General features: G+C 70.1%; 22 protein-coding genes and 1 tRNA gene. 2 read left to right on the top strand and 21 right to left on the bottom strand.

What is annotated here, in order from left to right:
* Position 1: 1 nt before the first annotated feature.
* From C8E83_RS06185 to polA, 3 genes are all read right to left on the bottom strand, one after another.
* Positions 2-1,714: a DUF885 domain-containing protein gene (locus C8E83_RS06185; protein ID WP_121368915.1), complete on the bottom strand. Its 1,713-nt coding sequence runs from the start codon at positions 1,712-1,714 to the stop codon at positions 2-4.
* A 45-nt stretch (positions 1,715-1,759) separates the two neighbouring features.
* The gene (locus tag C8E83_RS06180; RefSeq protein WP_121368914.1) at positions 1,760-2,071 is read right to left on the bottom strand and encodes a PTS sugar transporter subunit IIBC family protein; all 312 of its coding nucleotides are present in this window, start codon (positions 2,069-2,071) and stop codon (positions 1,760-1,762) included.
* A gap of 71 nt (positions 2,072-2,142) precedes the next feature.
* On the bottom strand, positions 2,143-4,815 hold the full coding sequence (gene polA / locus C8E83_RS06175; protein ID WP_121368913.1) for a DNA polymerase I: 2,673 nt from the start codon (positions 4,813-4,815) through the stop codon (positions 2,143-2,145).
* Positions 4,816-5,020: 205 nt separating this feature from the next.
* On the opposite strand from polA, the gene C8E83_RS06170 reads away from it, so the two are divergent.
* Positions 5,021-5,368: a PaaI family thioesterase gene (locus tag C8E83_RS06170; RefSeq protein WP_121371769.1), complete on the top strand. Its 348-nt coding sequence runs from the start codon at positions 5,021-5,023 to the stop codon at positions 5,366-5,368.
* A 72-nt stretch (positions 5,369-5,440) separates the two neighbouring features.
* Here C8E83_RS06170 and C8E83_RS06165 read toward each other — a convergent pair whose 3' ends face one another.
* Together C8E83_RS06165 and C8E83_RS06160 are read right to left on the bottom strand one after the other, a co-directional pair.
* On the bottom strand, positions 5,441-6,046 hold the full coding sequence (locus C8E83_RS06165) for an ANTAR domain-containing response regulator (RefSeq protein WP_066279960.1): 606 nt from the start codon (positions 6,044-6,046) through the stop codon (positions 5,441-5,443).
* Positions 6,047-6,143: 97 nt separating this feature from the next.
* Positions 6,144-6,225, bottom strand: a tRNA-Leu gene (locus C8E83_RS06160).
* A 221-nt stretch (positions 6,226-6,446) separates the two neighbouring features.
* On the opposite strand from C8E83_RS06160, the gene C8E83_RS06155 reads away from it, so the two are divergent.
* The gene (locus C8E83_RS06155; RefSeq protein WP_121368912.1) at positions 6,447-6,650 is read left to right on the top strand and encodes a cold-shock protein; all 204 of its coding nucleotides are present in this window, start codon (positions 6,447-6,449) and stop codon (positions 6,648-6,650) included.
* Between the two features lie 78 nt (positions 6,651-6,728).
* On the opposite strand, the gene C8E83_RS06150 is transcribed toward C8E83_RS06155, so the two are convergent.
* The 16 genes from C8E83_RS06150 to rpe all read right to left on the bottom strand — a co-directional run bounded on the left by C8E83_RS06150 (position 6,729) and on the right by rpe (position 25,009).
* The gene (locus tag C8E83_RS06150; RefSeq protein ID WP_121368911.1) at positions 6,729-7,355 is read right to left on the bottom strand and encodes a hypothetical protein; all 627 of its coding nucleotides are present in this window, start codon (positions 7,353-7,355) and stop codon (positions 6,729-6,731) included.
* A gap of 122 nt (positions 7,356-7,477) precedes the next feature.
* A complete protein-coding gene (gene pyk, locus C8E83_RS06145) occupies positions 7,478-8,923 on the bottom strand; it encodes a pyruvate kinase (RefSeq protein WP_121368910.1) in 1,446 nt (481 codons plus the stop codon).
* Between the two features lie 135 nt (positions 8,924-9,058).
* A complete protein-coding gene (locus C8E83_RS06140) occupies positions 9,059-10,519 on the bottom strand; it encodes a glutamate synthase subunit beta (protein WP_121368909.1) in 1,461 nt (486 codons plus the stop codon).
* Between the two features lie 114 nt (positions 10,520-10,633).
* Positions 10,634-15,211: a glutamate synthase large subunit gene (gene gltB / locus C8E83_RS06135; RefSeq protein WP_121368908.1), complete on the bottom strand. Its 4,578-nt coding sequence runs from the start codon at positions 15,209-15,211 to the stop codon at positions 10,634-10,636.
* 245 nt (positions 15,212-15,456) lie between these two features.
* Positions 15,457-16,488 (bottom strand): prolipoprotein diacylglyceryl transferase, encoded by a 1,032-nt coding sequence (lgt, locus tag C8E83_RS06130; RefSeq protein ID WP_425454755.1) that lies wholly within the window; start codon positions 16,486-16,488, stop codon positions 15,457-15,459.
* 57 nt (positions 16,489-16,545) lie between these two features.
* Entirely contained in the window at positions 16,546-17,361 is an 816-nt protein-coding gene (gene trpA, locus C8E83_RS06125; protein WP_121368907.1) for a tryptophan synthase subunit alpha, read from the bottom strand.
* The gene (trpB, locus tag C8E83_RS06120) at positions 17,358-18,569 is read right to left on the bottom strand and encodes a tryptophan synthase subunit beta (protein WP_121368906.1); all 1,212 of its coding nucleotides are present in this window, start codon (positions 18,567-18,569) and stop codon (positions 17,358-17,360) included. Before trpB ends, trpA begins: the two co-directional genes overlap by 4 nt.
* A 1-nt stretch (position 18,570) precedes the next feature.
* A complete protein-coding gene (trpC, locus tag C8E83_RS06115; RefSeq protein ID WP_121368905.1) occupies positions 18,571-19,344 on the bottom strand; it encodes an indole-3-glycerol phosphate synthase TrpC in 774 nt (257 codons plus the stop codon).
* The gene (locus tag C8E83_RS06110; protein ID WP_121371767.1) at positions 19,344-19,538 is read right to left on the bottom strand and encodes a DUF6704 family protein; all 195 of its coding nucleotides are present in this window, start codon (positions 19,536-19,538) and stop codon (positions 19,344-19,346) included. Before C8E83_RS06110 ends, trpC begins: the two co-directional genes overlap by 1 nt.
* A gap of 112 nt (positions 19,539-19,650) precedes the next feature.
* Entirely contained in the window at positions 19,651-20,355 is a 705-nt protein-coding gene (locus C8E83_RS06105) for a Trp biosynthesis-associated membrane protein (RefSeq protein ID WP_121368904.1), read from the bottom strand.
* On the bottom strand, positions 20,355-21,950 hold the full coding sequence (locus tag C8E83_RS06100) for an anthranilate synthase component I (protein ID WP_245981440.1): 1,596 nt from the start codon (positions 21,948-21,950) through the stop codon (positions 20,355-20,357). Before C8E83_RS06100 ends, C8E83_RS06105 begins: the two co-directional genes overlap by 1 nt.
* Entirely contained in the window at positions 21,928-22,326 is a 399-nt protein-coding gene (gene hisI / locus C8E83_RS06095; protein ID WP_121368902.1) for a phosphoribosyl-AMP cyclohydrolase, read from the bottom strand. The genes C8E83_RS06100 and hisI overlap by 23 nt, the downstream gene beginning before the upstream one ends.
* Positions 22,327-22,372: 46 nt before the next feature.
* The gene (hisF, locus tag C8E83_RS06090; RefSeq protein ID WP_121368901.1) at positions 22,373-23,167 is read right to left on the bottom strand and encodes an imidazole glycerol phosphate synthase subunit HisF; all 795 of its coding nucleotides are present in this window, start codon (positions 23,165-23,167) and stop codon (positions 22,373-22,375) included.
* Positions 23,168-23,169: 2 nt separating this feature from the next.
* Positions 23,170-24,009, bottom strand: a complete 840-nt coding sequence (gene hisG, locus C8E83_RS06085; protein WP_121368900.1) for an ATP phosphoribosyltransferase — start codon at positions 24,007-24,009, stop codon at positions 23,170-23,172.
* A gap of 50 nt (positions 24,010-24,059) precedes the next feature.
* On the bottom strand, positions 24,060-24,323 hold the full coding sequence (locus C8E83_RS06080) for a phosphoribosyl-ATP diphosphatase (protein WP_121368899.1): 264 nt from the start codon (positions 24,321-24,323) through the stop codon (positions 24,060-24,062).
* A gap of 5 nt (positions 24,324-24,328) precedes the next feature.
* Positions 24,329-25,009 (bottom strand): ribulose-phosphate 3-epimerase, encoded by a 681-nt coding sequence (gene rpe, locus C8E83_RS06075; protein WP_121368898.1) that lies wholly within the window; start codon positions 25,007-25,009, stop codon positions 24,329-24,331.
* Positions 25,010-25,017 lie beyond the last annotated feature (8 nt).

The raw sequence follows: 25,017 nt of genomic DNA, 5'->3' as shown, positions 1-25,017 counted from the left end.
CTCAGTCGAGCAGCGCGCGTCGAAGGGTGTCGAGCCCCACACCGCCGAGGGCGAGCGCCTCGCTGTGGAAGCGCCGGACGTCGAACGCGTCGCCGTCCCGTTCGGCGCGGGCGGCCCGCAGCCCCTCCCAGATGCGCTGGCCGACCTTGTAGGACGGCGCCTGACCCGGCCAGCCGAGGTAGCGGTCGATCTCGAAGCGGATGAACGACTCGTCCATGTTGACGTTGTCGGTCATGTAGGCGAAGGCCTTGTCGTAGTCCCAGGTGCCGCCGGCGGGCATCGAGGCGCAACCCGGGAACTCCTTGCCGAGGTGCACGCCGATGTCGATGACGACGCGCGCCGCGCGCATGCGCTGCCCGTCGAGCATGCCGAGCCGGTCGCCCGGGTCGTCGAGGTAGCCGAGCTCCTCCATGAGCCGCTCGGCGTAGAGCGCCCAGCCCTCGGCGTGACCGGAGGTGCCGGCCACCGAGCGGCGGTACGTGTTGAGCGTCGCGCGATTGACGACCGCCTGGCCGAGCTGCAGGTGATGACCGGGGACGCCCTCGTGGTACACCGTCGTGGTCTCGCGCCACGTGGTGAACCGGGTGACGCCCACCGGGACGGACCACCACATCCTGCCCGGCCTCGTGAAGTCGTCGCTCGGCGACGTGTAGTAGATGCCGCCGTCGTGCGTCGGCGCGATCCGGCACTCGAGCGTGCGGATCTCGTCGGGGATGTCGAAGTGGCTCTCGCCGAGCTCGGCCACCGCGCGATCGCTGAGCGTCTGCATCCAGGCCCGGAGGGCGTCGGCGCCGTCGAGCTGGCGGGCAGGATCCGAGTCGAGCACCTCGATCGCCCTCGTCACGCTCGCGCCCGCCTCGATCGTGTCGGCCACTGCCTCCTGCTCGGCGGCCATGCGGGCCACCTCGGCGAGGCCCCACTCGTAGGTCTCGTCGAGGTCGACGGTCGCCCCGAGGAATCGGCGGGAGTGCAGCGCGTACGCGTCGCGGCCCACGGCGTCGGCCTCGGTCGCGGCGGGGAGGAGCTCGTCGCGGAGGAACGCGCCGAACGAGCGATACGCCTCGGACGCAGCCCGGGCGCCTTCGCTGAGCCGGTCTCCGAGGTCGTCGGGGACGGCGCTGCCGTCGGCGAGCACCGGGGCCTCGGTGAGCTCGGCGAAGAAGCCGTCGACCGCGATGTGCCGGTCGCACTGCTCGGCGACGGCCCGGACCTGCCGCTTCGCCGGCACGACGCCCTCGGTGATGCCCTGCCGCAGCGTCTCGACGTAGCCGTCGAGAGCGCCCTGCAGGTGCTCCAGCCGCGAGGCGATATCGGCCCAGTCGCCCTCGGTCGCGGTCGGCATGAGGTCGAAGACGTCTCGGACGCTCTGGGCCGGCGACGCGAGAACATTGAGATCGCGCAGGTGCAGGCGCTGGGCGTCGTACTCGAGATCGAGCTCGAGAGAGGCCTCGAGGTCGCCTTTCGTCACCCGGTCGACGGCATCGGCCGCAGGAGCCCGGCGGAGCTCGGCCAGCGTCGACCGCGCCGCCTCGATGTACGCGGCGTGCCCGCGCGGCGAGAGGTCGCCGTACTCGCCCGTCCGCCCGGGCCGCCCCAGCCAGGTGGCCCACTGCGGGTCGAGCTCGCAGAGGGTGTCGACCCAGCGCTCGGCGATGGCGTCGACGGCGGTGGGCTGGCGCGCGGCTTCGGTGCTCGCGGAGGTCACGGTGCTCATGGATCGAGACTAGCGACGGGTGCCGACACCCGGCGGGCGCCGGGGTCAGACCTCGACGGTGGTGCCGTTCTGGATGGCGTCGACGACGGCGGCCACGGCGGGATCGCCCATGAAGAGCTGGAACGGCACGATCGGTGTGCCGGGGGCGGCCGCGTCGCGTGCGCGGGCGGCGAGGTTGTTCTGGGTGACGACGACGTCGGCATCCTGCGGGATCTCGGCCACCGCGGAGTGCTCGACGGTGACGCCGTTCTTCTTCAGCTGCTTCTTCAGCGTCGTGGCGAGCATGATGCTCGAGCCCATGCCGGCGTCGCAGGCGACGATCAGCTTCTTGACGGTGGATCCGTTGAGGGTGGCCATGGGAACTCCTTCGTCGCGGATGTGATCTCCCCCATCGTGCTCCCCTGGCGGCGGATGCGCCCCGCGGGCGGTCAGTGCGCGGCGGCGTCCCAGCTCTCGCCGTGGCCGACGGAGACGTCGAGCGGCACCTTGAGGTCGGCGGCCGAGCCCATGCGGCGACGGACGATCTCCTCCACGTCGTCGGCCTCGCCCCGGGCGACCTCGACGATGAGCTCGTCGTGCACCTGCAGCAGAACGCGCGACCGGAGCTCGCGCTCGTCGAGGTCGTCGCGCACACCCAGCATCGCGATCTTCATGATGTCGGCGGCCGAGCCCTGGATCGGGGCGTTCAGGGCGGCGCGCTCGGCGTTCTCGCGGAGCACGCGGTTCGGCGAGGTGAGGTCGGCGAACGGGCGTCGGCGGCCGAAGATGGTCTCGGTGTAGCCGTCTTCGCGGGCCTGCTCGACGACGCCGCGGAGGTAGGTGCGGACGGCGCCGAAGCGGGCGAAGTAGTCGGCCATGAGCTGCTTGGCCTCGGCCGTCTCGATGCGGAGCTGCTTGGAGAGGCCGAACGGGCTCAGACCGTAGGCGAGGCCGTACGACATGGCCTTGACCTTGGTGCGCATGAGCGGCGACACGTCGGCCGGCTCGACGCCGAAGATGCGGGCGCCGACGAAGCGGTGGAGGTCTTCGCCGACGTTGAACGCCTCGATGAGACCCGGGTCGCCGGAGAGGTGCGCCATGATGCGCATCTCGATCTGCGAGTAGTCGGCGGTGAGCAGCGTCTCGTAGTCGGAGCCGTGCTGGAACGCGGCGCGGATCTCGTGCCCGACCTCGGTCTTGACGGGGATGTTCTGGAGGTTCGGGTCGATCGACGAGATGCGGCCCGTCGTCGTGCCCGTCTGGTCGTAGGTCGTGTGGATCCGGCCGCCCTCGTCCACCGCCTTGTCGAGCGTGTCGATGATCTGCCGGAGCTTCGTGGCGTCGCGGTGCTTCAGCAGCAGCCCGAGGAACGGGTGCGGATGCTTGTCTTGGAGGTCGGCGAGCGAGGCAGCGTCGGTGGAGTAGCCCGTCTTCATCGCACGGGTCTTCGGCATGTCGAGCTGCTCGAACAGGACCTCCTGCAGCTGCTTGGGTGAACCGAGGTTGACCTCGCGCCCGATGACCTCGAACGCCTCGGCGGCGATCGAGGCGGCGGTGTCGCCGAGCCTGACGGACAGGTCGCGGAGCGACTTCTGGTCGGTGGCGACGCCCGTGAGCTCCATGTCGCCGAGCACCCGCACGAGCGGCAGCTCGATGTCGCGGAGCACGCCGCGGGAGCCCTCGTCGAGCGCCTCGACGATCGCGTCGGAGACCCGGAGGGCGTACCAGGCGTCGAGCGCGGCCGAGCCGGCGTCGTCGGCGGGCACGAGCTGGTTCGGGTCTGCCGTCGGCATCTTCTCGCCGAGGTGCTCGTAGACGAGGTCGTCGAGCGCGAACGAGGTGCGCCCGGGCCGCAGGAGCCACGCCGCGATCCGCGGGTCGCCCACGAGACCGGTGAGCGGCAGCCCGGAGGTCTTCAACGCCTTGTAGCTGCGCTTCGCGTCGTGCACGACCTTCGGACTGCTTGCGCCGAGCCACTCCTCGAGCGCGACGTAGTCGCCGCGGCCCGCGGCCCAGGGCACGTACACGGTGTCGTCGGCGGCCGCGATGCCGAGGCCGGTCACGGTGCCGCCTGCGCCGTACTCGACGGCCAGACCCACGGCCGGCTTGTCGGCGCCCGCGTGGTTCTTCAGCCAGAAGCCGAGCTCTTCGTCGATGAGCGTGCGGACGACGGGCGTGGTGGGCCCGACGGGCTCGGAGGGCGCAGGAGCGCTGCCCTCGCCGTCGCCCGAAGCCTCGGCCAGGGCGACCACCCGGTCGAGCAGAGTGCGGAACTGCAGGCGGTCGAAGACCTCGCGGACCGCTGTGACGTCGATCGGCCGACGTTCGAGGTCGCCAGGGCCGACCGGGAGCTCGACGTCGGTGACGAGCCGGTTGAGGCGGCGGTTGCGCTCGGCTCGCTCGTACTGCTCGCGGAGCTTGTCGCCGACGACGCCCTTGATCTCGTCGCGGTGGGCGATCACCTCTTCGAGGGAGCCGTACTGTGTGATCCACTTGACCGCGGTCTTCTCGCCGACCTTGTCGACGCCGATCAGGTTGTCGCTCGACTCGCCGACGAGGGCGGCGATCTCGGGGTACTGCGGAGGCTCGATGCCGTAGCGCTCGAAGACCTTGTCGCGGTCGTAGCGGGTGAGGTCGGTGACACCTCGTGCGGACGGGTAGAGGAGCGTGACGTCGTCGTTGACCATCTGGATGGCGTCGCGGTCGCCGGAGACCACGGAGACGCGGAAGCCCTCGGACGCCCCGCGGCTGGCGAGGGTCGCCAGGATGTCGTCGGCCTCGAAGTCCTCTTTCGTGATCGTCGTGATGCCCATGGCGTGCAGTGCCTCCTGCAGCAGGGGGATCTGGCCGACGAACTCGGGCGGCGTCTCGGAGCGGGTGCCCTTGTACTCGGGGTACTCGCGCGTGCGGAAGGAGTAGCGCGAGATGTCGAACGCGACGCCGAGATGCGTCGGCTTCTCGTTCTTGAGGAGGTTCAGCAGCATCGAGATGAAGCCGTGGATGGCGTTGGTGTGCTGGCCCTCGCGGTTGACGAAGCTGTCGACCGGAAGGGCGTAGAACGCCCGGAAGGCCAGGGAATGGCCGTCGATCACGAGAAGGGTAGGCTTTGCTGCGTCCGACACCCCGTCAGCCTAGCGGCCGCCTCCGACACTCGTTCCGGTGCGGCGGCCGACCGCGACGGGCTCCGTTCGCGAGGAGGCCGAAGTGACCGATCCCATCATCGAGACAGGTGGCGCAGGAGCCGAGACCGGCTCGTCGCCCGCTCCCCTGCCCGACGACGACCTCGACGTCTCCGGGCGACGCGGCGTCGGCGACCTGGCCGCGAAGATGGGCATCGAGATCCTCGAGATCAGCGCCGAACGGGCGGTCGGCCGGATGCCGGTCGAGGGCAACACGCAGCCGTTCGGCATCCTCCACGGCGGTGCCCACGTGGTGCTCGCCGAGTCGCTGGGATCGATGGCGGCGACCCTGGCCGCCGGCCCGGGGCGCATGGCGATGGGCATCGAACTCAACGCCAGCCACAGCAGGGCGGCGACGAGCGGCTGGGTGACCGGCACGTGCACGGCGATCCACATCGGGCGCACCCTCGCCACGCACGAGGTCGTGCTCACCGACGATGCGGGCCGGAGGCTGAGCACGGTGCGCATCACGAACATCCTGCGCGACGCCCGCTAGGACGCGCCGGGCGCGCCGCAGACGCAGAAGGCCGACCCCGCCCGGGGTCGGCCTTCGTCGTGAGGGGTGCTGCTACTTCTTGACGCTGAGCTGCTCGATGATCGCCTGGGCGACGTCGTGCATGGTGAGGCGGCGGTCCATCGACGCCTTCTGGATCCAGCGGAACGCCTCGGGCTCGGTGAGGCCCATCTTCTCGTTGAGGAGGCCCTTGGCCCGGTCGACGAGCTTGCGCGTCTCGAAGCGCTCGACGAGGTCGGCGACCTCGGCCTCGAGGGTGATGATCTGCGTGTAGCGCGAGAGGGCGATCTCGATGGCGGGGAGGAGGTCGTTCGGCGTGAACGGCTTCACCACGTAGGCGAGGGCGCCGGCTTCGCTGGCGCGCTCGACGAGTTCTTTCTGGCTGAAGGCGGTGAGGAGCACGACGGGCGCGATGTGGTTCTTGCTCAGCTGCTCGGCGGCCGAGATACCGTCGAGCTTGGGCATCTTGACGTCCATGATCACGAGGTCGGGACGCAGCTCGGTGGCGAGCGCCACTGCTGCTTCGCCGTCGCCGGCCTCGCCGACGACCTCGAAGCCGTTGTCGCGGAGGATCTCGACGATGTCGAGGCGGATGAGACTCTCGTCTTCGGCGACGACGACGCGTCGCGGAGCTGCGGGAGTTGCTTCTTGGTCACTCACGAATGGAATCCTACCGTCTTGAGGTTTTGTGGAATCGCGCGGCCCGGGTGAGGGGCGCTGCGACCGGGGCTCGGCCGCTCCGGCACGGCGCCCAGGGTGCGAATGGCGGGACTCGAACCCGCAAGCCGTGAGGCAGAGCATTTTGAGTGCCCCGTGTATGCCAATTCCACCACATTCGCGTGAATGACCAGCCTACCGACTTCATGACGACTTCTTTCGCGCGGGCGGTGTCGCTGAGGCTCCGCCTGGGATAGGGTGAGCGGCACTGGTTGTTGTGTGACGCATTTGTACTTCGCGATGAGGCGGTTTCGCTCTCATCGTTCCTAGAGGGAGCGGAAGACACCGCGACGAGAGATCTCGCACGGGGATCGAGCACCTCTGATTGAAGGAATACAGAAAAATGGCAACAGGCACCGTCAAGTGGTTCAACTCCGAGAAGGGCTTCGGCTTCATCACGCCTGACGACGGTTCGACCGACGTGTTCGCGCACTTCTCGGCCATCTCGGGTTCGGGTTACCGCAACCTCGAGGAGAACCAGAAGGTCGAGTTCGAGACCACCCAGGGCCAGAAGGGCCTCCAGGCCGAGAACATCCGCGTCCTCTAGCCCTAGGCGACGCACACCCGAGAGGCCCCGGCATTCGTGCCGGGGCCTCTTGCATTCCCCGGCCGAGCCGTGTGCGGATCAGTCGGGGACGGGCAGGCCCAGGATCAACGCGACGGGTTCGTAGTCGTGCTTGGCCGTCACATACGTCAGCTCGGCGAGTGCCCCCGTCGCCTGCGGTGTCAGGGTGCCGGTGGGCGAGTGACCGGGCGCCTCGGACGGCCCCGCCGACTCGAAGGGCACGTTCTCGAGGGCGACGCGCGCGGCACGGAACCGGCGGGTGAGGACGCTCCAGAGCACGAGCTCGTCGGCCGTGGCGTCGTCGGGAGCATGGCGGGCGACCTCGGCCGGCACCTGGATGGCGGGAAGCCGCACGACCACCTCGGTCGCCTGCGCCCGGAAGGCCTGGCGCATGCCGATCGCCGTGGCGAAGCCCACCACTCCCCCGAGCCCGAACAGCATCGCGAGATCGAGGGGTGCCGTCAGACCCGACGAGTGCCAGGCCGAGAGGTCGAGGAATCCGCCGCCGAGGGCCGCGCCCACGAACGCAGTCCAGTGCAGGCGGATGCGGTGCCCGCGACGCCGGATGCGCGACGCATCCGAGTAGCTGCGGGCCACCTCGGCGACGCTGTGCTCGGAGTCGGTCGGCACGACGTACAGGCGCGAGCCGAACTCGAAGCACCCCTCGTGCGAACCGTCGACAGCCATGCGACGATCCTAGGTTTTCGGCGGCCTCCGGGCGAGGCCTTCACAGCATGGTCACGGCTCGCTGGGAATGAAAACGGCGACGGCCGCCCTCACCCAGAGGTGAGAGCGGCCGTCGGTCGAACCTAGCTGCGCGCGTAGGCCGGAGCCGCCTCGTTGTGGGCGTCGCCGACGCGGTGCACGCGCAGGTCGTTCGTCGAGCCGGAGATCCCGGGAGGGGACCCGGAGATGACGATCACCTTGTCGCCGTGCTGGGCGAGACCGTTGCCGAGCAGCACGTCGTCGACCTGGCCGAACATGGCGTCGGTGTGGGTCACCGGGTCGACGAGGTACGACTGGGCGCCCCAGCTCATCGCCATGCGGCGGCGGATGGCCTCGTCGGTGGTGAAGGCGACGATCGGGATCGCGTGACGGAGGCGAGCCATGCGGCGGACGGTGTCGCCGCCCTCGGTGAAGACGCAGACGTACTTGGCCTCGACGAAGTCGGCGACCTCGGCCGCGGCGAGCGTGATGGCGCCGGGCTGGGTGCGGGGCTTCGTGCCGAGTGCCGGGATCCGTTCGAGGCCGTGCTCTTCGGTGGACTGCACGATCCTGGCCATGGTGGCCACCGTGATCGCGGGGTACTCGCCGACGCTGGTCTCGCCCGAGAGCATGACGGCGTCGGTGCCGTCGAGGACGGCGTTCGCGACGTCGGACGTCTCAGCGCGGGTCGGGATCGGGCTGGAGATCATCGACTCGAGCATCTGCGTGGCGACGATGACCGGCTTGGCCATGCGACGTGAGAGCTCGATGGCATGCTTCTGGACGATCGGCACCGCCTCGAGCGGCAGCTCGACGCCGAGGTCGCCTCGCGCGACCATGATGCCGTCGAAGGCGTCGATGATCTCCTCGAGGTTGTCGACCGCCTGGGGCTTCTCGATCTTCGCGTAGACCGGCACCTTGCGGCCCTCTTCGGCCATGATCTCGGCGACGCGGTCGATGTCCTCCGCGTTGCGGACGAACGAGAGGGCGATGAAGTCGGCACCGAGGCCGAGGCCCCAGCGGAGGTCGGCTTCGTCTTTCTCGGAGAGCGCGGGCACGTTGACCGCGACGCCGGGCAGGTTGATGCCCTTGTTGTTCGAGACCGTGCCGGCCACGACGACCTCGGTGGTGACCACGGTGCCATCGGTCTCGAGAACGCGCAGCTTCACGCGGCCGTCGTCGATGAGCAGCGGGTCGCCGGCGGCGACGTCCTGCGGCAGGCCCTTGAAGGTCGTGCCGCAGATCTCCTTCGTGCCGAGGATGTCCTCGGTCGTGATCTTGAAGATGTCGCCGACCGCGAGGTCGTGCGGGCCGTCGGAGAACTTGCCGAGACGGATCTTCGGACCCTGCAGGTCGACCAGGACCGCGACGGCACGGCCGGAATCGGCCGCCGCCTTGCGCACGTTCTCGTACACGCCCTGGTGCACCTCGTAGGTGCCGTGACTGAGGTTCATCCGCGCCACGTCGACACCGGCGTCGATGATCGACCGGATGTCGTCATAGCTCGACGTCGCGGGCCCGAGGGTCGCGACGATCTTTGCTCGTCTCAAAATATTCCTTCGTCGGAGGTGATTGCGGGGTGAAGCGCACGTGGCACCACCCCACCCTATTCCCGCCGACGAGGGTGCCAGTAACCGGCACCCGTCGTCGGCATGAATTCGTGCGGCCGGGGTGGTCGCAGCGGGTCAGATCACGGAGATGGCGCGGTCGGTCGGCTTGACCGGGAAGGGCAGCGAGGTCGAGCCCTCGAGGTACCGGTCGACGGCCGACGCGGTGGCGCGGCCCTCGGCGATTGCCCAGACGATGAGCGACTGGCCGCGGCCGGCGTCGCCGGTCACGAAGACGCCCGGCTCGCTGGTCTCGTACTGGCCGTCGCGCTCGACGTTGCCGCGCTCATCGAACGGCACGCCGAGCTGGCTCTCGAGCGTCTCGCTCTCGGGGCCTGTGAAGCCCAGCGCCAGGAGGACCAGGTCGGCCGGGATCTCGCGCTCGGTGCCCGACTTCGGCACGCGGCGCCCGTCGATGTACTCGGTCTCGGCGACGCGGATGGCGCGCACCTCGCCGACCTCGTTGCTCAGGAACTCGACGGTCGACGCGAGGTACACCCGCTCGCCACCCTCCTCGTGCGCACTCGAGACCTCGAAGAGCGTCGGCTGAGTCGGCCACGGCTGGTGCGACGGACGCTCGAGAGGCGGCTGCTTGCCGATGGCGAGGTTCGTGACGCTCAGGGCGCCCTGGCGGTGCGCGGTGCCGATGCAGTCGGCTCCGGTGTCGCCGCCGCCCAGGACGACGACGTGCTTGCCCTCGGCCGTGATCTGGTCGGCGACCTGGTCGCCGGCGCCGGCCTTGTTCTGCTGGACGAGGTACTCCATGGCGAAGTGCACGCCCGAGAGGTCGCGGCCCGGGATCGGCAGGTCGCGCGGCACCGTCGCGCCGGTCGCGACCACGACGGCGTCGTAGCGCGCGCGCAGGTCGTCCCACGAGATGTCCTTGCCGATCTCGACGCCGGCGCGGAAGCGGGTGCCCTCGGCCTGCATCTGGGCGAGGCGGGCCTCGATCTGCTTCTTCTCCATCTTGAAGTCCGGGATGCCGTAGCGCAGGAGGCCGCCGATGCGGTCGTCGCGCTCGTACACGGCCACGGTGTGGCCGGCGCGCGTCAGCTGCTGCGCGGCGGCGAGGCCGGCGGGGCCGGATCCGACGATCGCCACGGTCTTGCCGGTGAGGCGCTCCGGCGGGTGCGGCGTGACCCAGCCGTTCGAGAAGGCCTGGTCGATGATCGACACCTCGACCTGCTTGATCGTCACCGCGGGCTGGTTGATGCCCAGCACGCAGGACGCCTCGCAGGGTGCGGGGCACAGGCGGCCGGTGAACTCCGGGAAGTTGTTCGTCGCGTGGAGACGCTCGATGGCCTGACGGCCTTCGCCGCGCCACATGAGGTCGTTCCACTCGGGGATCAGGTTGCCGAGGGGGCAGCCCTGATGGCAGAACGGCACGCCGCAGTCCATGCAGCGGCCGGCCTGCCGGCGGAGCTCGCCGGACTCCTGCTGCTCGTAGACCTCTTTCCAGTCCATGAGACGGACCGAGACGGGGCGACGCTGCGGGAGCTCGCGCTTCTGGACCTTGAGGAAGCCCTTCGGGTCAGCCACCAGTAACCTCCTGGGATTTTGATGGGCACAGCCGGTTCCAGACCTCGTTCGTGTCAGCCACCGGTCACCTCCTGGGATTTTGATGGGCACAGCCGGTTCCAGACCTCGTTCGTGTCAGCCACCGGTAACCTCCATGATTCGATTCCAGACCTCGTCGCCGTCGGGGTCGAGCCCCTCGTCGACAGCCGTCTGGCGTGTCTCCATGACCGCGGCGTAGTCGCGCGGCAGAACCTTCGTGAACTTGGATGCGAGGGCCTCGCCGTCGGCCAGGAGGCGCTCCGCGAGGCCGGATCCGGTCTCCGCGAGGTGCTTCTCGAGGAGGTCGGTGACGATCTCGAGGTCGGCGCTCCCCAGCTCCTGCAGCAGGAGCTCGCCGGTCGTCAGGGAGTCCTCGTTCACGTTGTCGCGCTCGAGCCCGAGCACGTAGGCGGTTCCGCCCGACATGCCCGCTCCGAGGTTGCGACCCGTGGGGCCCAGGATCAGCGCGAGGCCGCCCGTCATGTACTCGAGCGCGTGGTCTCCCACGCCCTCGACGACGGCGGTGGCGCCGGAGTTGCGCACGAGGAACCGCTCGCCCACGATGCCGCGGATGAACATGCTGCCCTGCGTCGCGCCGTAGCCGATCACGTTGCCGGCGATGACGTTCTCCTCCGGCACGAAGCCGGCACCCGCGGGCGGACGCACGACGATCGTGCCGCCGGACAGGCCCTTGCCGACGTAGTCGTTGCTGTCGCCCTCGAGGCGCAGCGTGATGCCGGCCGGGAGGAACGCGCCGAGCGACTGCCCGGCGGATCCGGTGAGCGTCACGTCGATCGAGCCCTGCGGCAGGCCGTTCTCGCCGTGGCGGACGGTCACCTCGTGGCCCAGCATCGTGCCGACGGCGCGCTCGGTGTTGCGGATCGGCAGGGTCAGCGAGACCTGGCCGCCCTTCTCGAGCACCTCGGCGGTGGCGTGGATCAGCTGGTTGTCGAAGTGCTTCTCGAGCTCGTGGTCCTGCGGAACACGGTTGCGCCGCGGCTCGTCGTCGGCGAACTCCGGCCCGACGAGCACGGGCTCGAGGTCGAGACCCGACGCCTTCCAGTGGTCGACGGCGCGGTCGACGCCCAGCAGCTCGCTGTGGCCGATGGCCTCGTCGAGCGAGCGGAAGCCGAGCTCGGAGAGGTACTCGCGCACCTCCTGCGCCAGGAACTCGAAGAAGTTGACGACGTACTCGGCCTTGCCCGAGAAGCGCGCACGCAGCTCGGGGTTCTGCGTCGCGACGCCCACGGGGCAGGTGTCGAGGTGGCAGACGCGCATCAGGATGCACCCGCTCACCACGAGCGGGGCCGTCGCGAACCCGAACTCCTCGCCTCCGAGGAGCGCGGCGACGATGACGTCGCGGCCCGTCTTCATCTGTCCGTCGACCTGGACGACGACGCGGTCGCGCATGCCGTTCAGCATGAGCGTCTGCTGCGTCTCGGCCAGGCCGATCTCCCACGGCGTGCCGGCGTGCTTGAGGGAGTTGAGCGGGCTGGCTCCTGTTCCGCCGTCGTGGCCGGAGACCAGGACGACGTCGGCCAGGGCCTTCGTCACGCCCGCAGCTACCGCGCCGATGCCGGACTGCGACACGAGCTTCACGTGGACGCGGGCGGTCGGGTTGGCGCGCTTCACGTCGAAGATCAGCTGCTTGAGGTCTTCGATCGAGTAGATGTCGTGGTGCGGGGGCGGCGAGATGAGGCCGACTCCCGGCGTCGCGTGACGCGTGCGCGCGACCCAGGGGTACACCTTGGACGGAGGCAGCTGGCCGCCCTCGCCCGGCTTCGCGCCCTGCGCCATCTTGAGCTGGATGTCGGTCGCGTGCGTGAGGTACATGCTCGTCACGCCGAATCGGCCCGACGCGACCTGCTTGACCGCGCTGCGGCGCTCGGGGTCGAGGAGGCGGTCGACGTCTTCTCCGCCCTCGCCCGTGTTCGACTTGCCGCCGAGGCGGTTCATCGCGATGGCGAGCGTCTCGTGGGCCTCGCGGGAGATCGAGCCGTAGCTCATCGCGCCGGTGGAGAACCGCTTGACGATCGACGAGACGGGCTCGACCTCGTCGAGCGGCACCGCGGGACGCGTGCCGGTGCGCAGCGTGAACAGCCCGCGCAGGGTCATGAGGTTCTCGGCCTGGTCGTCGACGAGCTTGGTGTACTCGCGGAAGATGTCGTACCGGCCCGACCGGGTCGCGTGCTGCAGGCGGAACACCGTCTCGGGGTTGAAGAGGTGCGGCGGACCCTCGCGGCGCCACTGGTACTCGCCGCCGGTCTGCAGGCGCTCGTGCGCGCTCGTGGCGCCGTCGGCCGGGTACGCGCTGAGGTGGCGCTCGGCGTTCTCGGCCGCGACCACGTCGATGCCGACTCCGCCGAGGCGCGTCGAGGTGCCGGTGAAGTAGGTGTCGATGAACTGCTGGCTGAGGCCGACGGCCTCGAACGCCTGGGCGGCCGCGTAGCTCGACACGGTCGAGATGCCCATCTTCGACATGATCTTGAGGACGCCCTTGCCGAGCGCCTTGATCACGTTCTTGACGGCCTGCTCGGGCGAGATGCCGGTGATCATGCCGCTGCGGACGAGGTTCTCGCACGTCTCCATCGCGAGGTACGGGTTGATCGCCGACGCGCCGTAGCCGATCAGCGTCGCCACGTGGTGCACCTCGCGGACGTCGCCGGCCTCGACGATCAGACCGGTCTTCATGCGCTTCTCGGTGCGGATCAGGTGGTGGTGCACCGCCGCGACGAGCAGGAGCGACGGGATCGGCGCGAGGTCGGCCGTCGAGTCGCGGTCGGAGAGCACGATCAGCTCGGTGCCGTTCTCGATGGCCTCGTCGACCTCGGCGCAGATCGCGGCGATGCGCTCCTCCATGGCGCGCGGACCCTTGTCGACGCGGTACAGCCCCTTGATCGTGGCCGTGAGGCGCGATCCTGGCCGCGGGTCGATGTGCTGGATCTTCGCGAGCTCGTCGTTGTCGATCACCGGGAAGTCGAGGATCACCTGGCGCGCGTGCTCCGGCGTCGCCGCCAGCAGGTTGCGCTCGGGGCCGAGGCCCATGCCGAGGCTCGTCACGACCGACTCGCGGATCGAGTCGAGCGGCGGGTTGGTCACCTGCGCGAACTGCTGGGTGAAGTAGTCGAACAGCAGGCGCGGCCGGTCGGAGAGCACGGCGATCGGGGTGTCGCTGCCCATCGCGCCGAGCGGCTCGGCGCCGGTCTTCGCCATGGGGGTGAGCAGGATCCGAACCTCTTCCTCCGTGTACCCGAACGTCCGCTGACGCCTGGTCACGGAAGCCGGGGTGTGCACGATGTGCTCGCGCTCCGGGAGGTCTTTGAGGTGGATGCGGCTCATCTCGAGCCACTCGCCGTACGCCTCGCTCGACGCGAGTTCGCTCTTGATCTCGTCGTCCTCGATGAGGCGACCAGCCTCGGTGTCGACGAGGAACATCTTGCCCGGGCGCAGACGGCCCTTGCGAACGATCTTCGACTGGTCGATCTCCGGCAGCACACCGATCTCGCTGGCGAGCACGACGAGGCCGTCGTCGGTGACGAGGTAGCGGCCGGGGCGCAGGCCGTTGCGGTCGAGCGTGGCGCCGACGAGCGAGCCGTCGGTGAACGTGATGGCCGCCGGGCCGTCCCACGGCTCCATGAGCATCGAGTGGTACTCGTAGAAGTTGCGGAGCACGGGGTCGATCCCGACCTGGTTCTCCCACGCCTCGGGCACCATCATCATGATGGCGTGCGGCAGCGAGCGGCCGGTCAGGCTCAGGAGCTCGACGACCTCGTCGAACGAGGCCGAGTCGCTGGCGCCCGGGCTGACGATCGGCAGCAGCGGCCGCATGTCGCCGATCAGCTCGGACTCGAGCTGCGACTGGCGCGCGCGCATCCAGTTGCGGTTGCCGCGCACCGTGTTGATCTCGCCGTTGTGCGCGATCATGCGGAACGGCTGAGCGAGCGGCCACGACGGGAACGTGTTGGTCGAGTAGCGCGAGTGCACGATCGCGAGCTTGGACGCGACCCGCTCGTCGGAGAGGTCGGGGTAGAACGGCTCGAGCTGCAGGGTCGTGACCATGCCCTTGTAGACCATGGTGCGGCTCGACAGGGAGGTGAAGTACGCCTCCAGCTCGCGCTCGGCCCTCTTGCGCAGGCGGAAGGCCAGGCGGTCGAGCTCGATGCCGGCGAGCGGCGTCACACCGTCGGCTGCGGCGTGGGCCACGAAGAGCTGCTCGAACGCGGGCATGGCTGCGCGGGCGAGGTTGCCGAGCTCCTGCGCCCGGACCGGCACGTCGCGCCAGCCGAGGACGCTCAGCTGCTCGGAGGCGGCGATGGCCTCGATGGCGGCCTTCATCTCGGCGCGCTCGGAGTCGTCGGTGGGCAGGAAGCCGATGCCGACGGCGTAGCGGCCGGCCTCCGGCAGGTTGAAGGGCACGACGGCGCGGAAGAAAGCGTCGGGGACCTGCATCAGGATGCCGGCGCCGTCGCCCGTGCCGGCGTCCGAGCCGACCGCGCCGCGGTGCTCGAGGTTGCGGAGGGCGCCGAGGGCGGCGTCGATGATGTCGTGGCCCGGGGTGCCACGGAGGGTCGCGACCATGGCAAGGCCGCAGGCGTCCTTCTCGAGGCTGGGGTCGTAGAGACCCTGGGCCTTCGGGATGCTGCTGAAAGTCTGGTGCGCTGGCGTGAGAGCCATGTCGATCCGTCCTCGCGATGTGGAACCGCCCTGAGAGGGAGGTAAGACGAAAACTAATGCAGGGCGGGGCGTCTCTGGCCCGTTTCAGGTCGACCCGACAGGAAATCGAGTGCCTCTGGCAGTCGTCTGGTGGCCGGGGTCGTGGCGGAGACAGACGATGTGTGCTCTCGGTCTGTGTGCGGAGCGAGAGGTGGTGCGAACCGCGGGCCGGTGGTCAGGCCCCGGCGGTGGTGATGCGTGTCGTGCTAGCGGTGCAGGGCTGTGGCGGGTGCGACTTCGTCGGCATCGTCGTCGTCGCCCGCGAGGTCGCCAGACGAGTCTACCTCAGGGTGGTCGACCTCACCGGTGATGACGGGCTGGAACCCCGCCTCGTTCGGGCCGCGGCCCGGAGCGTAGGCGCTCGGCACGAGGCCGGTGTGACGCCTCGACTGCACGAGGAAGATGATGATGCCCAGCACGACGGCGCCCATCGCCGCCCACACGTTGGTGCGGAGGCCGAAGAAGACGTCGCTGTAGTCGGTCCGGATCGACTCGAACCACATGCGGCCCGAGCCGTACCAGACGAGGTAGAGGGCGAAGGTCTTGCCCCACTCGAGCTTGACGTTCTTGTTGATCAGGAGGATGACGAACAGGCCGAAGAGGTTCCAGAGGATCTCGTAGGCGAACGTCGGGTGGAACAGCGTGCCGGCGGGCAGGCCCACCGGGTACGCCGCGTTCGACGACGGCACCTGGAGGCCCCACGGCAGCGTGGTCGGCGTGCCGTAGAGCTCGACGTTGAAGTAGTTGCCGAGGCGGCCGAAGGCCTGCGCGAGCATGAGGCCGGGGACGAGGGCGTCGACGAACACCCAGAAGCGGATGCCGGTCTGTCGGCAGCCGAGCCAGGCGCCGATCGCGCCGAAGATGAGGGCGCCGAAGATGGCGAGCCCGCCCTCCCAGACGTAGAAGATCGTGACCCAGTTCTTGCCGGGGCCGAAGTAGTCGTCGGTGTGCGTCACCACGTGGAAGATGCGGCCGCCCACGATGCCGAACGGGACGCACCAGATGGCGAGGTCGATGATGACCCAGCGCTCGGCACCGCGTCGGTTGAGGCGGGCGTTCGTGAAGAGCACGGCCGCCACGATGCCGGCGAGGATGCAGATCGCGTACATGTGGATGCGGACGTCGAAAGTCGCGTTCTGGTGGAAGATGTCGTTGTAGATCGCCGTGAGATCGAGGTACTGCCACGCGCTCGACGGGCTGGGAATGCTGAGCCCGAGGGGGGCGAGGGGCAACGACACAGGCAGGAGCCTTTCGGGGAAAACGGACGTGACGAGAGTGCTGACGTCGTACCGACGCTAGGAGACTTTAGCGCCGGAAGCCAAATCGGCGGCGACCTCGGCCAGTCGCGCGGTGCCGCCGTCGGACAGGGCGCGGACGAACGCGGAGCCGATGATGGCGCCGTCCGCGTACTCGAGGACCTCGCGGACCTGCTGCGCGGTCGAGATGCCGAGCCCCACGCAGGCGTTCTCGACGCCCACCTCGCGGAGTCGGCCGACGAGAGTCGCGGCGGCGGCGTCGACGTCGGCGCGCGCACCGGTGATGCCCATCGTGGAGACCGTGTAGACGAAGCCTCGGCTGGCCGCCACGGCCTGGCGGAGGCGCGCCTCGCTCGACGACGGAGCGGCGAGGAAGACGCGGTCGAGGTCGGCGTTCGTGGCCGCCTCGATCCACTCGGAGGCCTCGTCGGGGATCAGGTCGGGCGTGATGAGCCCTGCTCCCCCGGCCTCGGCCAGCGCGTCGGCGAAACGCTGCGCGCCGAACTGCGTGACCGGGTTCCAGTAGGTCATCACCACGACGGGAACGCTGGTCTGCGACGTGATCTCGCGGACCGCCTCGAAGACCTGGCGCACGCGGAAGCCGCCGGCGAGGGCCTTCTGCGTGGCCGCCTGGATGACCGGGCCGTCCATCACGGGGTCGGAGTACGGCAGGCCGAGCTCGATGACGTCGATGCCGTTTGTCGCCAGGGTGACGGCGGCGTCGATGCTCGTCGAGAGGTCGGGGAAGCCCGCGGGGAGGTAGCCGATGACGGCGCCCGACCCGGCGTCCTTCCGGGCACGGATGGCCGACGAGACCTTGCTGGGGCGGGTGTCGGGGGTGAACTCGAGGGTCACAGCTGGCTCGCCCCTTCGTCGAGGATGCCGAAGTAGCGGCTGGCGGTCGCGACGTCCTTGTCGCCGCGGCCGCTCAGCGAGACCAGGATCGTGGTGCCCGGCCCGCGGTCGCGCCCGAGGCGCAGGGCGCCGGCGAGGGCGTGCGACGACTCGATGGCGGGGATGATGCCCTCGGTGCGGGTGAGGAGGCGGAACGCCTCCATCGCCTCGACGTCGGTGACCGGCTCGTAGGTCGCGCGGCCGATCGAGGCCAGCCAGGCGTGCTCGGGGCCGACGGCCGGGTAGTCGAGGCCCGCCGAGATGGAGTGGCTCTCGACGGTCTGGCCGTCTTCGTCCTGCATGAGATACGACCGCGCGCCCTGCAGGACGCCGGTGCGGCCCAGCGTGATCGACGACGCGTGGCGACCGGTCTCGATCCCCTCGCCGCCGGCCTCGAAGCCGTAGAGCTCGACGCCCTCGTCGTCGAGGAACGCGTCGAAGATGCCCATGGCGTTCGAGCCGCCGCCGATGCAGGCGGTGACGATGTCGGGAAGCGCGCCGGTGAGGTCGAGGACCTGCTGCCGCGCCTCCTCGCCGATGATCTTGTGGAAGTCGCGCACCATCGTCGGGAACGGGTGCGGCCCCGCGACCGTGCCGAGCACGTAGTGCGTGGTCTCGACGGAGGCGACCCAGTCGCGCAGGGCGTCGTTGATGGCGTCTTTCAGGGTCCGCGAGCCGGTCTTGACCGCGACGACCTCGGCGCCGAGGAGGCGCATGCGGGCCACGTTCAGCGCCTGCCGCTCGGTGTCGACCTCGCCCATGTAGACGACGCACTCCATGCCGAAGAGCGCCGCGGCCGTGGCGGTCGCCACGCCGTGCTGACCGGCGCCGGTCTCGGCGATGAGGCGGGTCTTGCCGAGCTTCCGGGCGAGAAGGGCCTGCCCGAGCACGTTGTTGATCTTGTGGCTGCCGGTGTGGTTCAGGTCTTCCCGTTTCAGCAGGATGCGCGCCCCGCCGGCGTGCTCGGCGAACCGCGGCACGTCGGTGATGATCGACGGCCGCCCGGTGTAGGTCGCGTGCAGACCGGCGAGCTCGGCTTGGAACTCGGGGTCGACGGCGGCCTCGCGGTAGGCGGCGTCGAGCTCGTCGAGGGCGGCGACGAGGGATTCGGGGACGAAGCGCCCGCCGAAGTCGCCGAAGTACGGACCGACTGCGTCGCGCAGGGCCATGTCAGACCTCCAGGAAGGCGGTGAGGGCGTCGACCGGGTCGCCGTGCGTGACGAGGGCCTCGCCCACGAGCACGACGTCGGCCCCGGCGCGGCGGTAGTGCGCGACGTCGGCCGGCGCCTTCACGGCGGATTCGGCCACGCGGACGACGCCGGACGGGATGCTGTCGGCCAGGGAGCCGAAGAGGTCTTGGTCGAGCTCGAAGGTGGTGAGATCGCGGGCGTTCACGCCGAGGACCGCGGCGCCCGCGTCGAGGCCGCGGACGACCTCGTCGGCGGAGTGCGTCTCGATGAGGGCGGTCATCCCGAGCTGCTGGACGAGCTCGTGGAGTTCGACGAGGGTCTTCTGGTCGAGGCCCGCCACGATGAGGAGCACGAGGTCGGCGCCCGCGGCACGGGCCTCGAACACCTGGTACGGCTCGGAGATGAAGTCCTTGCGCAGGACGGGCACCGAGACGACCTCGCGGACGGCCTCGAGGTCGCCGAGCGTGCCCTTGAACTTGCGCCCCTCGGTCAGCACGCTGATCGCGCTGGCGCCGCCGGTCTCGTACGAGAGGGCGAGCGAGGCGGGGTCGGGGATCGCCGAGAGGGGACCGCGGGACGGACTCGCGCGCTTCACCTCGGCGATGATCTTCACCTGGTCGGCGGGCTGCAGCGCGGCGCGTGCGTCGAGGGCCGCCGGGCGTGCCAGTGCGGCGCGCTCGACGTCGGCCAGGGAGACGAGGGAGCGGCGGGCCTCGGCGTCGGCGGCCGCGCCCGCGAAGAGGTCGTCGAGCACTAGTTGTGCGCTTTCGGCACGTAGCGGTGACCGCCCACGCCGTAGCCCATCTTCTTCAGGATGCCACCCACGATCGGTCCGATCACGAGGATGGCTGCTCCGACCCAGACGAGCGCCGGGATCGCGGCGCAGAAGGCGATGGTGCCGAAGGCGAAGCCGACGAGCATGATGACGACGGCCGTCCACGCGGCGATCGAGTTGCCCTCGGCGTCGTGCTCTTCGTGGTGCTGGCTCGCCTGGGCGAGGCCTGCGTCGTTGGTCGTCTGCGTGCTCACGGTGCTCCTTGTATCACGGGGTGAAATGAGTCTATCGGTTGTCGCCGGGCTCGGCCGTCGGGTCGGCGCCGGTCGAGAGGGTGTCCCACGCGACCACGGGGTCGGTCGGCGCGGCTGCGTCGACCACGCGGATCGCCTGGTATCGGCGCTGGCTCCCGGTGGGCCATCGGCGCGAGGTCACGACGACGGCGACGCCCAGAACGGCCATCGCCACGCCGGCTGCGACGGCGACGATCGGCCACGCGGTCATCGAGTGGCTCTGGACGAGAGCGCGCACCGAGGCCGTGCCGCTCACGCCGGTGACGTTCGTGATCGACGTCTCGGAGGCCTTCACCGGGTCGCCGATGCCGAGCCCCGCCGCGAGGACGACGCAGCCGCCCAGGACCACCTCGAGGGCACCCAGGATCACGCGGAACACCCGCCCGGCGATCGTGATCGCGCAGAACAGCGCCAGCCCGGCCAGAGCGAGCGCCGACAGCGCGGCGCCCGCCGCGCTGCCCGCGACGGTCACCGTGCTGTCGCCGCCCTGCGGGCTCGACACGTCGAGCGAGAACCAGGTCTGGCTGTAGGCGAGGAAGACCACGCCCGAGAGGGCGAGGCCGATGAGGATCGAGTAGAGCCGGAGGCGGCGGCCCGGGCGGGTCGCGGCGCGATCGGCGTCTCGGTCGGTCGGCGTCTCGGATCCTGCGGTCGCAGGATCGGGAAGCCCGTCGGCCGGAGCGCCCTCGGAAGACATCAGTGCAGGCCCTTCATGGCATTGGCGACGGCGACCGCGCGGAGGGGCGCGGCGGCCTTGTTGCGTGCCTCCTGGTTCTCGGCGACGGGGTCGGAGTCGGCGACGAGTCCGGCGCCGGCCTGGACACGGGCGATGCCGGGCTGCAGGAGCACGGTGCGGATCGCGATCGCGACGTCGGCCGAGCCGGCGAAGTCGAAGTAGCCGACGACCCCGCCGTAGACGCCGCGGCGCGCGGGTTCGAGCGCGTCGATGATCTCGAGGGCACGCGGCTTCGGCGCGCCCGAGAGCGTGCCCGCCGGGAACGTCGCGCGGAAGGCGTCGATGGCGTTCTTGCCCGGGGTGAGGTCGCCCTCGACGCTGGAGACCAGGTGCATGATGTGGCTGAAGCGCTCGACGTGCATGAACTCGGTCACCTCGACGGTTCCGGGCACGCAGACCTTCAGGAGGTCGTTGCGGGCCAGGTCGACGAGCATGAGGTGCTCGGCGCGCTCCTTGTCGTCGCCCTCGAGCGCCGCGGCCAGCGCGACGTCGGCCTCGGGGGTCTCGCCGCGCGGCTTCGACCCGGCGATCGGGTGCGAGTAGACGCGCGTGCCGGCGACCTTCACCAGGGCCTCGGGCGACGAGCCGACGATCGCGTACGGGGTGCCGTCCGTGCCTTCGAGGCTCACGAGGTACATGTACGGGCTCGGATTGAGCGTGCGGAGCACCCGGTAGACGTCGATCGGCGACGCGGTGAGCTCGTGGTCGAAGCGCTGCGAGATGACGACCTGGAAGACGTCGCCGTCGTGGATGTGCTCCTTCGAGCGGCGGATCGCCTCGGCGTAGTCGTCGTCGGTCGAGCGGCGGACCGGCTGCGGCTCGATCGTCATGTCGATGTCGGCGAGGAACGTCTCGGTCGGCTGCGCCAGGCGTCGCTGGAGCTCGTCGAGCTGACGCTGCGCGCCCTCCCACAGCGTGTCGGCGTCGTCGGCGCCGTCGTTGAGGGCGGTCGCGATGAGGAACGCGGTGCCCGTGCGATGGTCGATGACGACAAGCTCGGAGGCGAAGCTCAGTGCCTGGACGGGCACCTCGAACTCGGCGGGCGGCGCGTCGGGGAGGTTCTCGAGCTGCCGCACGGTCTCCCAGCCGATGAAGCCGACGAGGCCGCCGGTCAGCGGGGGGAAGCCGGGCATCGCCGGGGTCTTCCAGCGCTCGTGGAGCGCCGAGAGGACGTCGAGCGGTGCGCCCGTCGCGCCGCCCAGGGCGCGCTCTGCGCTCATGCCGTAGTCGATCCAGGTGCTCTCGGCGCGGGGGCCGGCGGTCGTCAGGACGCCGAACGACGACACGCCGACGAACGAGTAGCGGCTCCAGATGCCGCCCTGCTCGGCGGATTCGAGCAGGAAGGTGCCCGGCCTGCCTTCGGCGAGCTTCCGGTAGATGCCGACGGGCGTCTCGCCGTCGGCGAAGAGGGCGCGGAGCACAGGGACGACGCGGTGGCCGTCGAGGAGCGCGTCGAACTCGGCGCGGGTGGTGGTGCGGGGCTCGGCCGGCGCGGCAGGCGCGGTCGTCGCGGAGGGAGCGGGGGTGGAGCCGTCAGTCATGGACGAGGTGGTCATTTCGAGAGCCGATCTGAGGGGAGAGAGGGTCGACGTCGAAGCAGGCGTGCTCACCGGTGTGGCACGCGGCTCCGACCTGGTCGACGGTCACCAGGAGGGTGTCACCGTCGCAGTCGAGGGCGGCACCGCGGACGTACTGAAAGTGTCCGGAGGTGTCGCCCTTGCGCCAGTACTCCTGGCGCGACCGCGACCAGAAGGTGACTCGACCCTCGGTCAGTGTGCGGCGGAGCGCCTCGGCATCCATCCATCCCATCATGAGGACGTCCTTCGTGGACTCCTCCTGGATGATCGCGGGCAGGAGCCCCTTCGCGTCGAACGCGGCCCGTTCGACGACGGCCTCCACGGTCTCGCGAGTGAGCGGCTGCTCGGTGGTCATCTGTCGTCTTCTCTCGTGTCGTTCTCTGCGTGGCGAGGGCCCGCGGTCAGCGGACCACGGCGCCCGATTGGGCGAGGGATCGCTTGACCTCGCCGATCGTCAGCTCTCCATTGTGGAACACACTCGCCGCGAGCACAGCATCGGCGCCCGCCCGGATCGCCGGAGCGAAGTCGTCGAGCGACCCGGCGCCGCCCGAGGCGATCACCGGCACAGTGCTGTTCTCGCGCATGAGCGCGACGAGCTCGAGGTCGTAGCCCTGCTTCGTGCCGTCGGCGTCGATCGAGTTGACCAGCAGTTCTCCGGCCCCGCGCTCGATCGCCTCACGAGCCCATGCGATTGCGTCGATGTCGGTCTCGGTGCGGCCGCCGTGGGTGGTCACGACGAAGCCGGACGGCATGCGCTCGGATCGCTTGACGTCGAGCGACAGCACGACGCACTGGGCGCCGAAGCGGTCCGCGATCTCGGTGACGAGGGCGGGGCGGGCGATCGCGGCGCTGTTCACGCCGACCTTGTCGGCGCCGGACGCCTGGAGCCGGGCGACGTCGTCGGTCGAGCGGACTCCCCCGCCCACGGTCAGCGGGATGAACACCTGCTCGGCCGTCTGAGCTACGACCTCGTACATCGTCGCGCGCTCCTCGACCGTCGCCGTGACGTCGAGGAACGTGATCTCGTCGGCGCCCTGCTCGTAGTACGTCTTCGCCAGCTCGACCGGGTCGCCGGCGTCGCGGAGGTTCAGGAAGTTCACGCCCTTGACGACGCGCCCGGCGGCGACGTCGAGGCAGGGGATCACGCGGACGGCGAGGCCTGCGTGGGTGCGGCTCTCGTCTGCTCCTGCGCCCATGGTCACAGCCTCGCGGCGTGGATGGGCGTCACCAGGATGGCCCGGGCGCCGATCTCGTACAGGGCGTCCATGATCTGGTTGGTGTCGGCGCGCGGCACCATGACGCGGACGGCGGCCCACTCGGGGTCGTGCAGCGGCGCGACCGTGGGCGACTCGATGCCGGGCGCGATGCGCGTGGCCTCGTCGAGCAGGCGGACCGGGAGGTCGTAGTCCATCATCACGTACTGCCGGGCCACGAGGACGCCGTGAAGACGACGCTGCAGCACGTCGAGGCCGGGCACGTCGTCGCGCGAGGTGATGAGGACGGCGGTGGACTTCAGGATCACGGGGCCGAAGATCTCGAGGCCGGCCGCCCGGAGCGTCGTGCCCGTCTCGACGACGTCGGCGATCGCGTCGGCCACGCCGAGCTGCACGGCGCTCTCGACCGCGCCGTCGAGCGACACGAGCGTCGCCGTGACGCCGTGCTTGGCGAGGAAGTCGCCGACGAGCCCGGCGTAGCTCGTCGCGATCCGGAGGCCCTGGAGGTCGCTCAGCTCGGAGAACCGGCCGGCGGGCCCAGCGAAGCGGAAGGTCGACGAGCCGAAGTCGAGCGCGGTGGCCTCTCTGGCCGTCGAGCCGGAGTCGAGCAGGAGGTCGCGGCCGGTGATGCCGACGTCGAGGGCGCCGGAGCCGACGTAGGTCGCGATGTCGCGCGGGCGGAGGTAGAAGAACTCGACGCCGTTGCGCTCGTCGGCGAGGTAGAGCGACTTGGGGTCGCGGCGGCCGGAATAGCCGGCCTCGGAGAGCATCTGGCCTGCGGTCTCGGAGAGGGAGCCCTTGTTGGGGACTGCGACGCGGAGCATGGGTTCGTGGGTGCCGATCTGTGGGAGGTGAGCGAGGTGGGGGTCTCAGCTCACAGATGTCGGTAGAGGTCGGCCGGCGTGAGGCCGCGCGCGAGCATCATCACCTGCACGTGGTAGAGCAGCTGCGACATCTCTTCGGCGCACTCGTCGTCGCTCTGGTACTCGGCGGCCATCCACACCTCGGCGGCCTCCTCGACGATCTTCTTGCCGATCTGGTGCACGCCGCCGTCGAACTCCTTGACGGTGCCGGAGCCCTCGGGGCGCTCGCGCACCTTGAGGCTCAGCTCTGCGTACAGTTCGTCGAAGGTCTTCACGGCGACTACGCTACCCGGGCCGCGGCGGCGCGAAGGGCGGCGATGCGCTCGGCGGGGCCGGTCTCGGTGCCCTCGCCCGGCTTCGACGCGTAGACCGACGAGCCGGCGACGATCGTGTCGGCGCCGTTCTCGACCGCGGTGAGGATGGTCGTGTCGTTGATGCCGCCGTCGACCTCGAGCCAGACGTCGCGGCCGGAGGCGTCGATCGCCTCGCGGGCGGCGCGGAGCTTGGGCATCGTGTCGTCCATGAAGGACTGGCCGCCGAAGCCGGGCTCGACCGTCATCACCAGGATCATGTCGATGTCGTCGAGGTACTTGAGCACCGGCTCGACCGGCGTGCCCGGCTTGATGGCGACGGCGGCGCGAGCACCGGCGCCGCGGAGCGTCTTCGCCAGGGCGCGCGGGTCGCGGGCGGCCTCGGCCGAGAAGGTCACCGAGTAGGCGCCGGTCTCGGCGTAGAGCGGGGCCCAGCGGTCGGCGTCGTCGATCATGAGGTGCACGTCGAGCGGCAGCGGGCTGACCTCCTGGATGCGCTGCACGATCGGCAGGCCCAGGGTGAGGTTCGGCACGAAGTGGTTGTCCATCACGTCGACGTGGACCAGGTCGGCGTCGCTGATGCGGTTCAGGTCGCGCTCGAGGTTGACGAAATCGGCCGAGAGGATGCTGGGGCTGATGCGAACGGGCACGGGATCAA

Origin of the sequence: Frondihabitans australicus (assembly GCF_003634555.1) — a bacterium.
GTDB lineage: Bacteria > Actinomycetota > Actinomycetes > Actinomycetales > Microbacteriaceae > Frondihabitans > Frondihabitans australicus.
Note: the sequence above shows the minus strand (reverse complement) of the source record. Positions and strands in the feature narration are given on the sequence as shown.

What these genes read in the sequence shown, in the direction of transcription:
- C8E83_RS06170 (WP_121371769.1), top strand. Translation starts at nt 5,021, where the DNA reads ATGGGCATCGAGATCCTCGAGATCAGCGCCGAACGGGCGGTCGGCCGG.
- hisF (WP_121368901.1), bottom strand. Translation starts at nt 23,167, where the DNA reads ATGGGCGCAGGAGCAGACGAGAGCCGCACCCACGCAGGCCTCGCCGTC.
- C8E83_RS06180 (WP_121368914.1), bottom strand. Translation starts at nt 2,071, where the DNA reads ATGGCCACCCTCAACGGATCCACCGTCAAGAAGCTGATCGTCGCCTGC.
- C8E83_RS06100 (WP_245981440.1), bottom strand. Translation starts at nt 21,950, where the DNA reads ATGACCACCTCGTCCATGACTGACGGCTCCACCCCCGCTCCCTCCGCG.
- C8E83_RS06105 (WP_121368904.1), bottom strand. Translation starts at nt 20,355, where the DNA reads ATGTCTTCCGAGGGCGCTCCGGCCGACGGGCTTCCCGATCCTGCGACC.
- C8E83_RS06185 (WP_121368915.1), bottom strand. Translation starts at nt 1,714, where the DNA reads ATGAGCACCGTGACCTCCGCGAGCACCGAAGCCGCGCGCCAGCCCACC.
- gltB (WP_121368908.1), bottom strand. Translation starts at nt 15,211, where the DNA reads ATGGCTCTCACGCCAGCGCACCAGACTTTCAGCAGCATCCCGAAGGCC.
- C8E83_RS06155 (WP_121368912.1), top strand. Translation starts at nt 6,447, where the DNA reads ATGGCAACAGGCACCGTCAAGTGGTTCAACTCCGAGAAGGGCTTCGGC.
- hisG (WP_121368900.1), bottom strand. Translation starts at nt 24,009, where the DNA reads ATGCTCCGCGTCGCAGTCCCCAACAAGGGCTCCCTCTCCGAGACCGCA.
- hisI (WP_121368902.1), bottom strand. Translation starts at nt 22,326, where the DNA reads ATGACCACCGAGCAGCCGCTCACTCGCGAGACCGTGGAGGCCGTCGTC.
- C8E83_RS06150 (WP_121368911.1), bottom strand. Translation starts at nt 7,355, where the DNA reads ATGGCTGTCGACGGTTCGCACGAGGGGTGCTTCGAGTTCGGCTCGCGC.
- trpB (WP_121368906.1), bottom strand. Translation starts at nt 18,569, where the DNA reads ATGGCCCTGCGCGACGCAGTCGGTCCGTACTTCGGCGACTTCGGCGGG.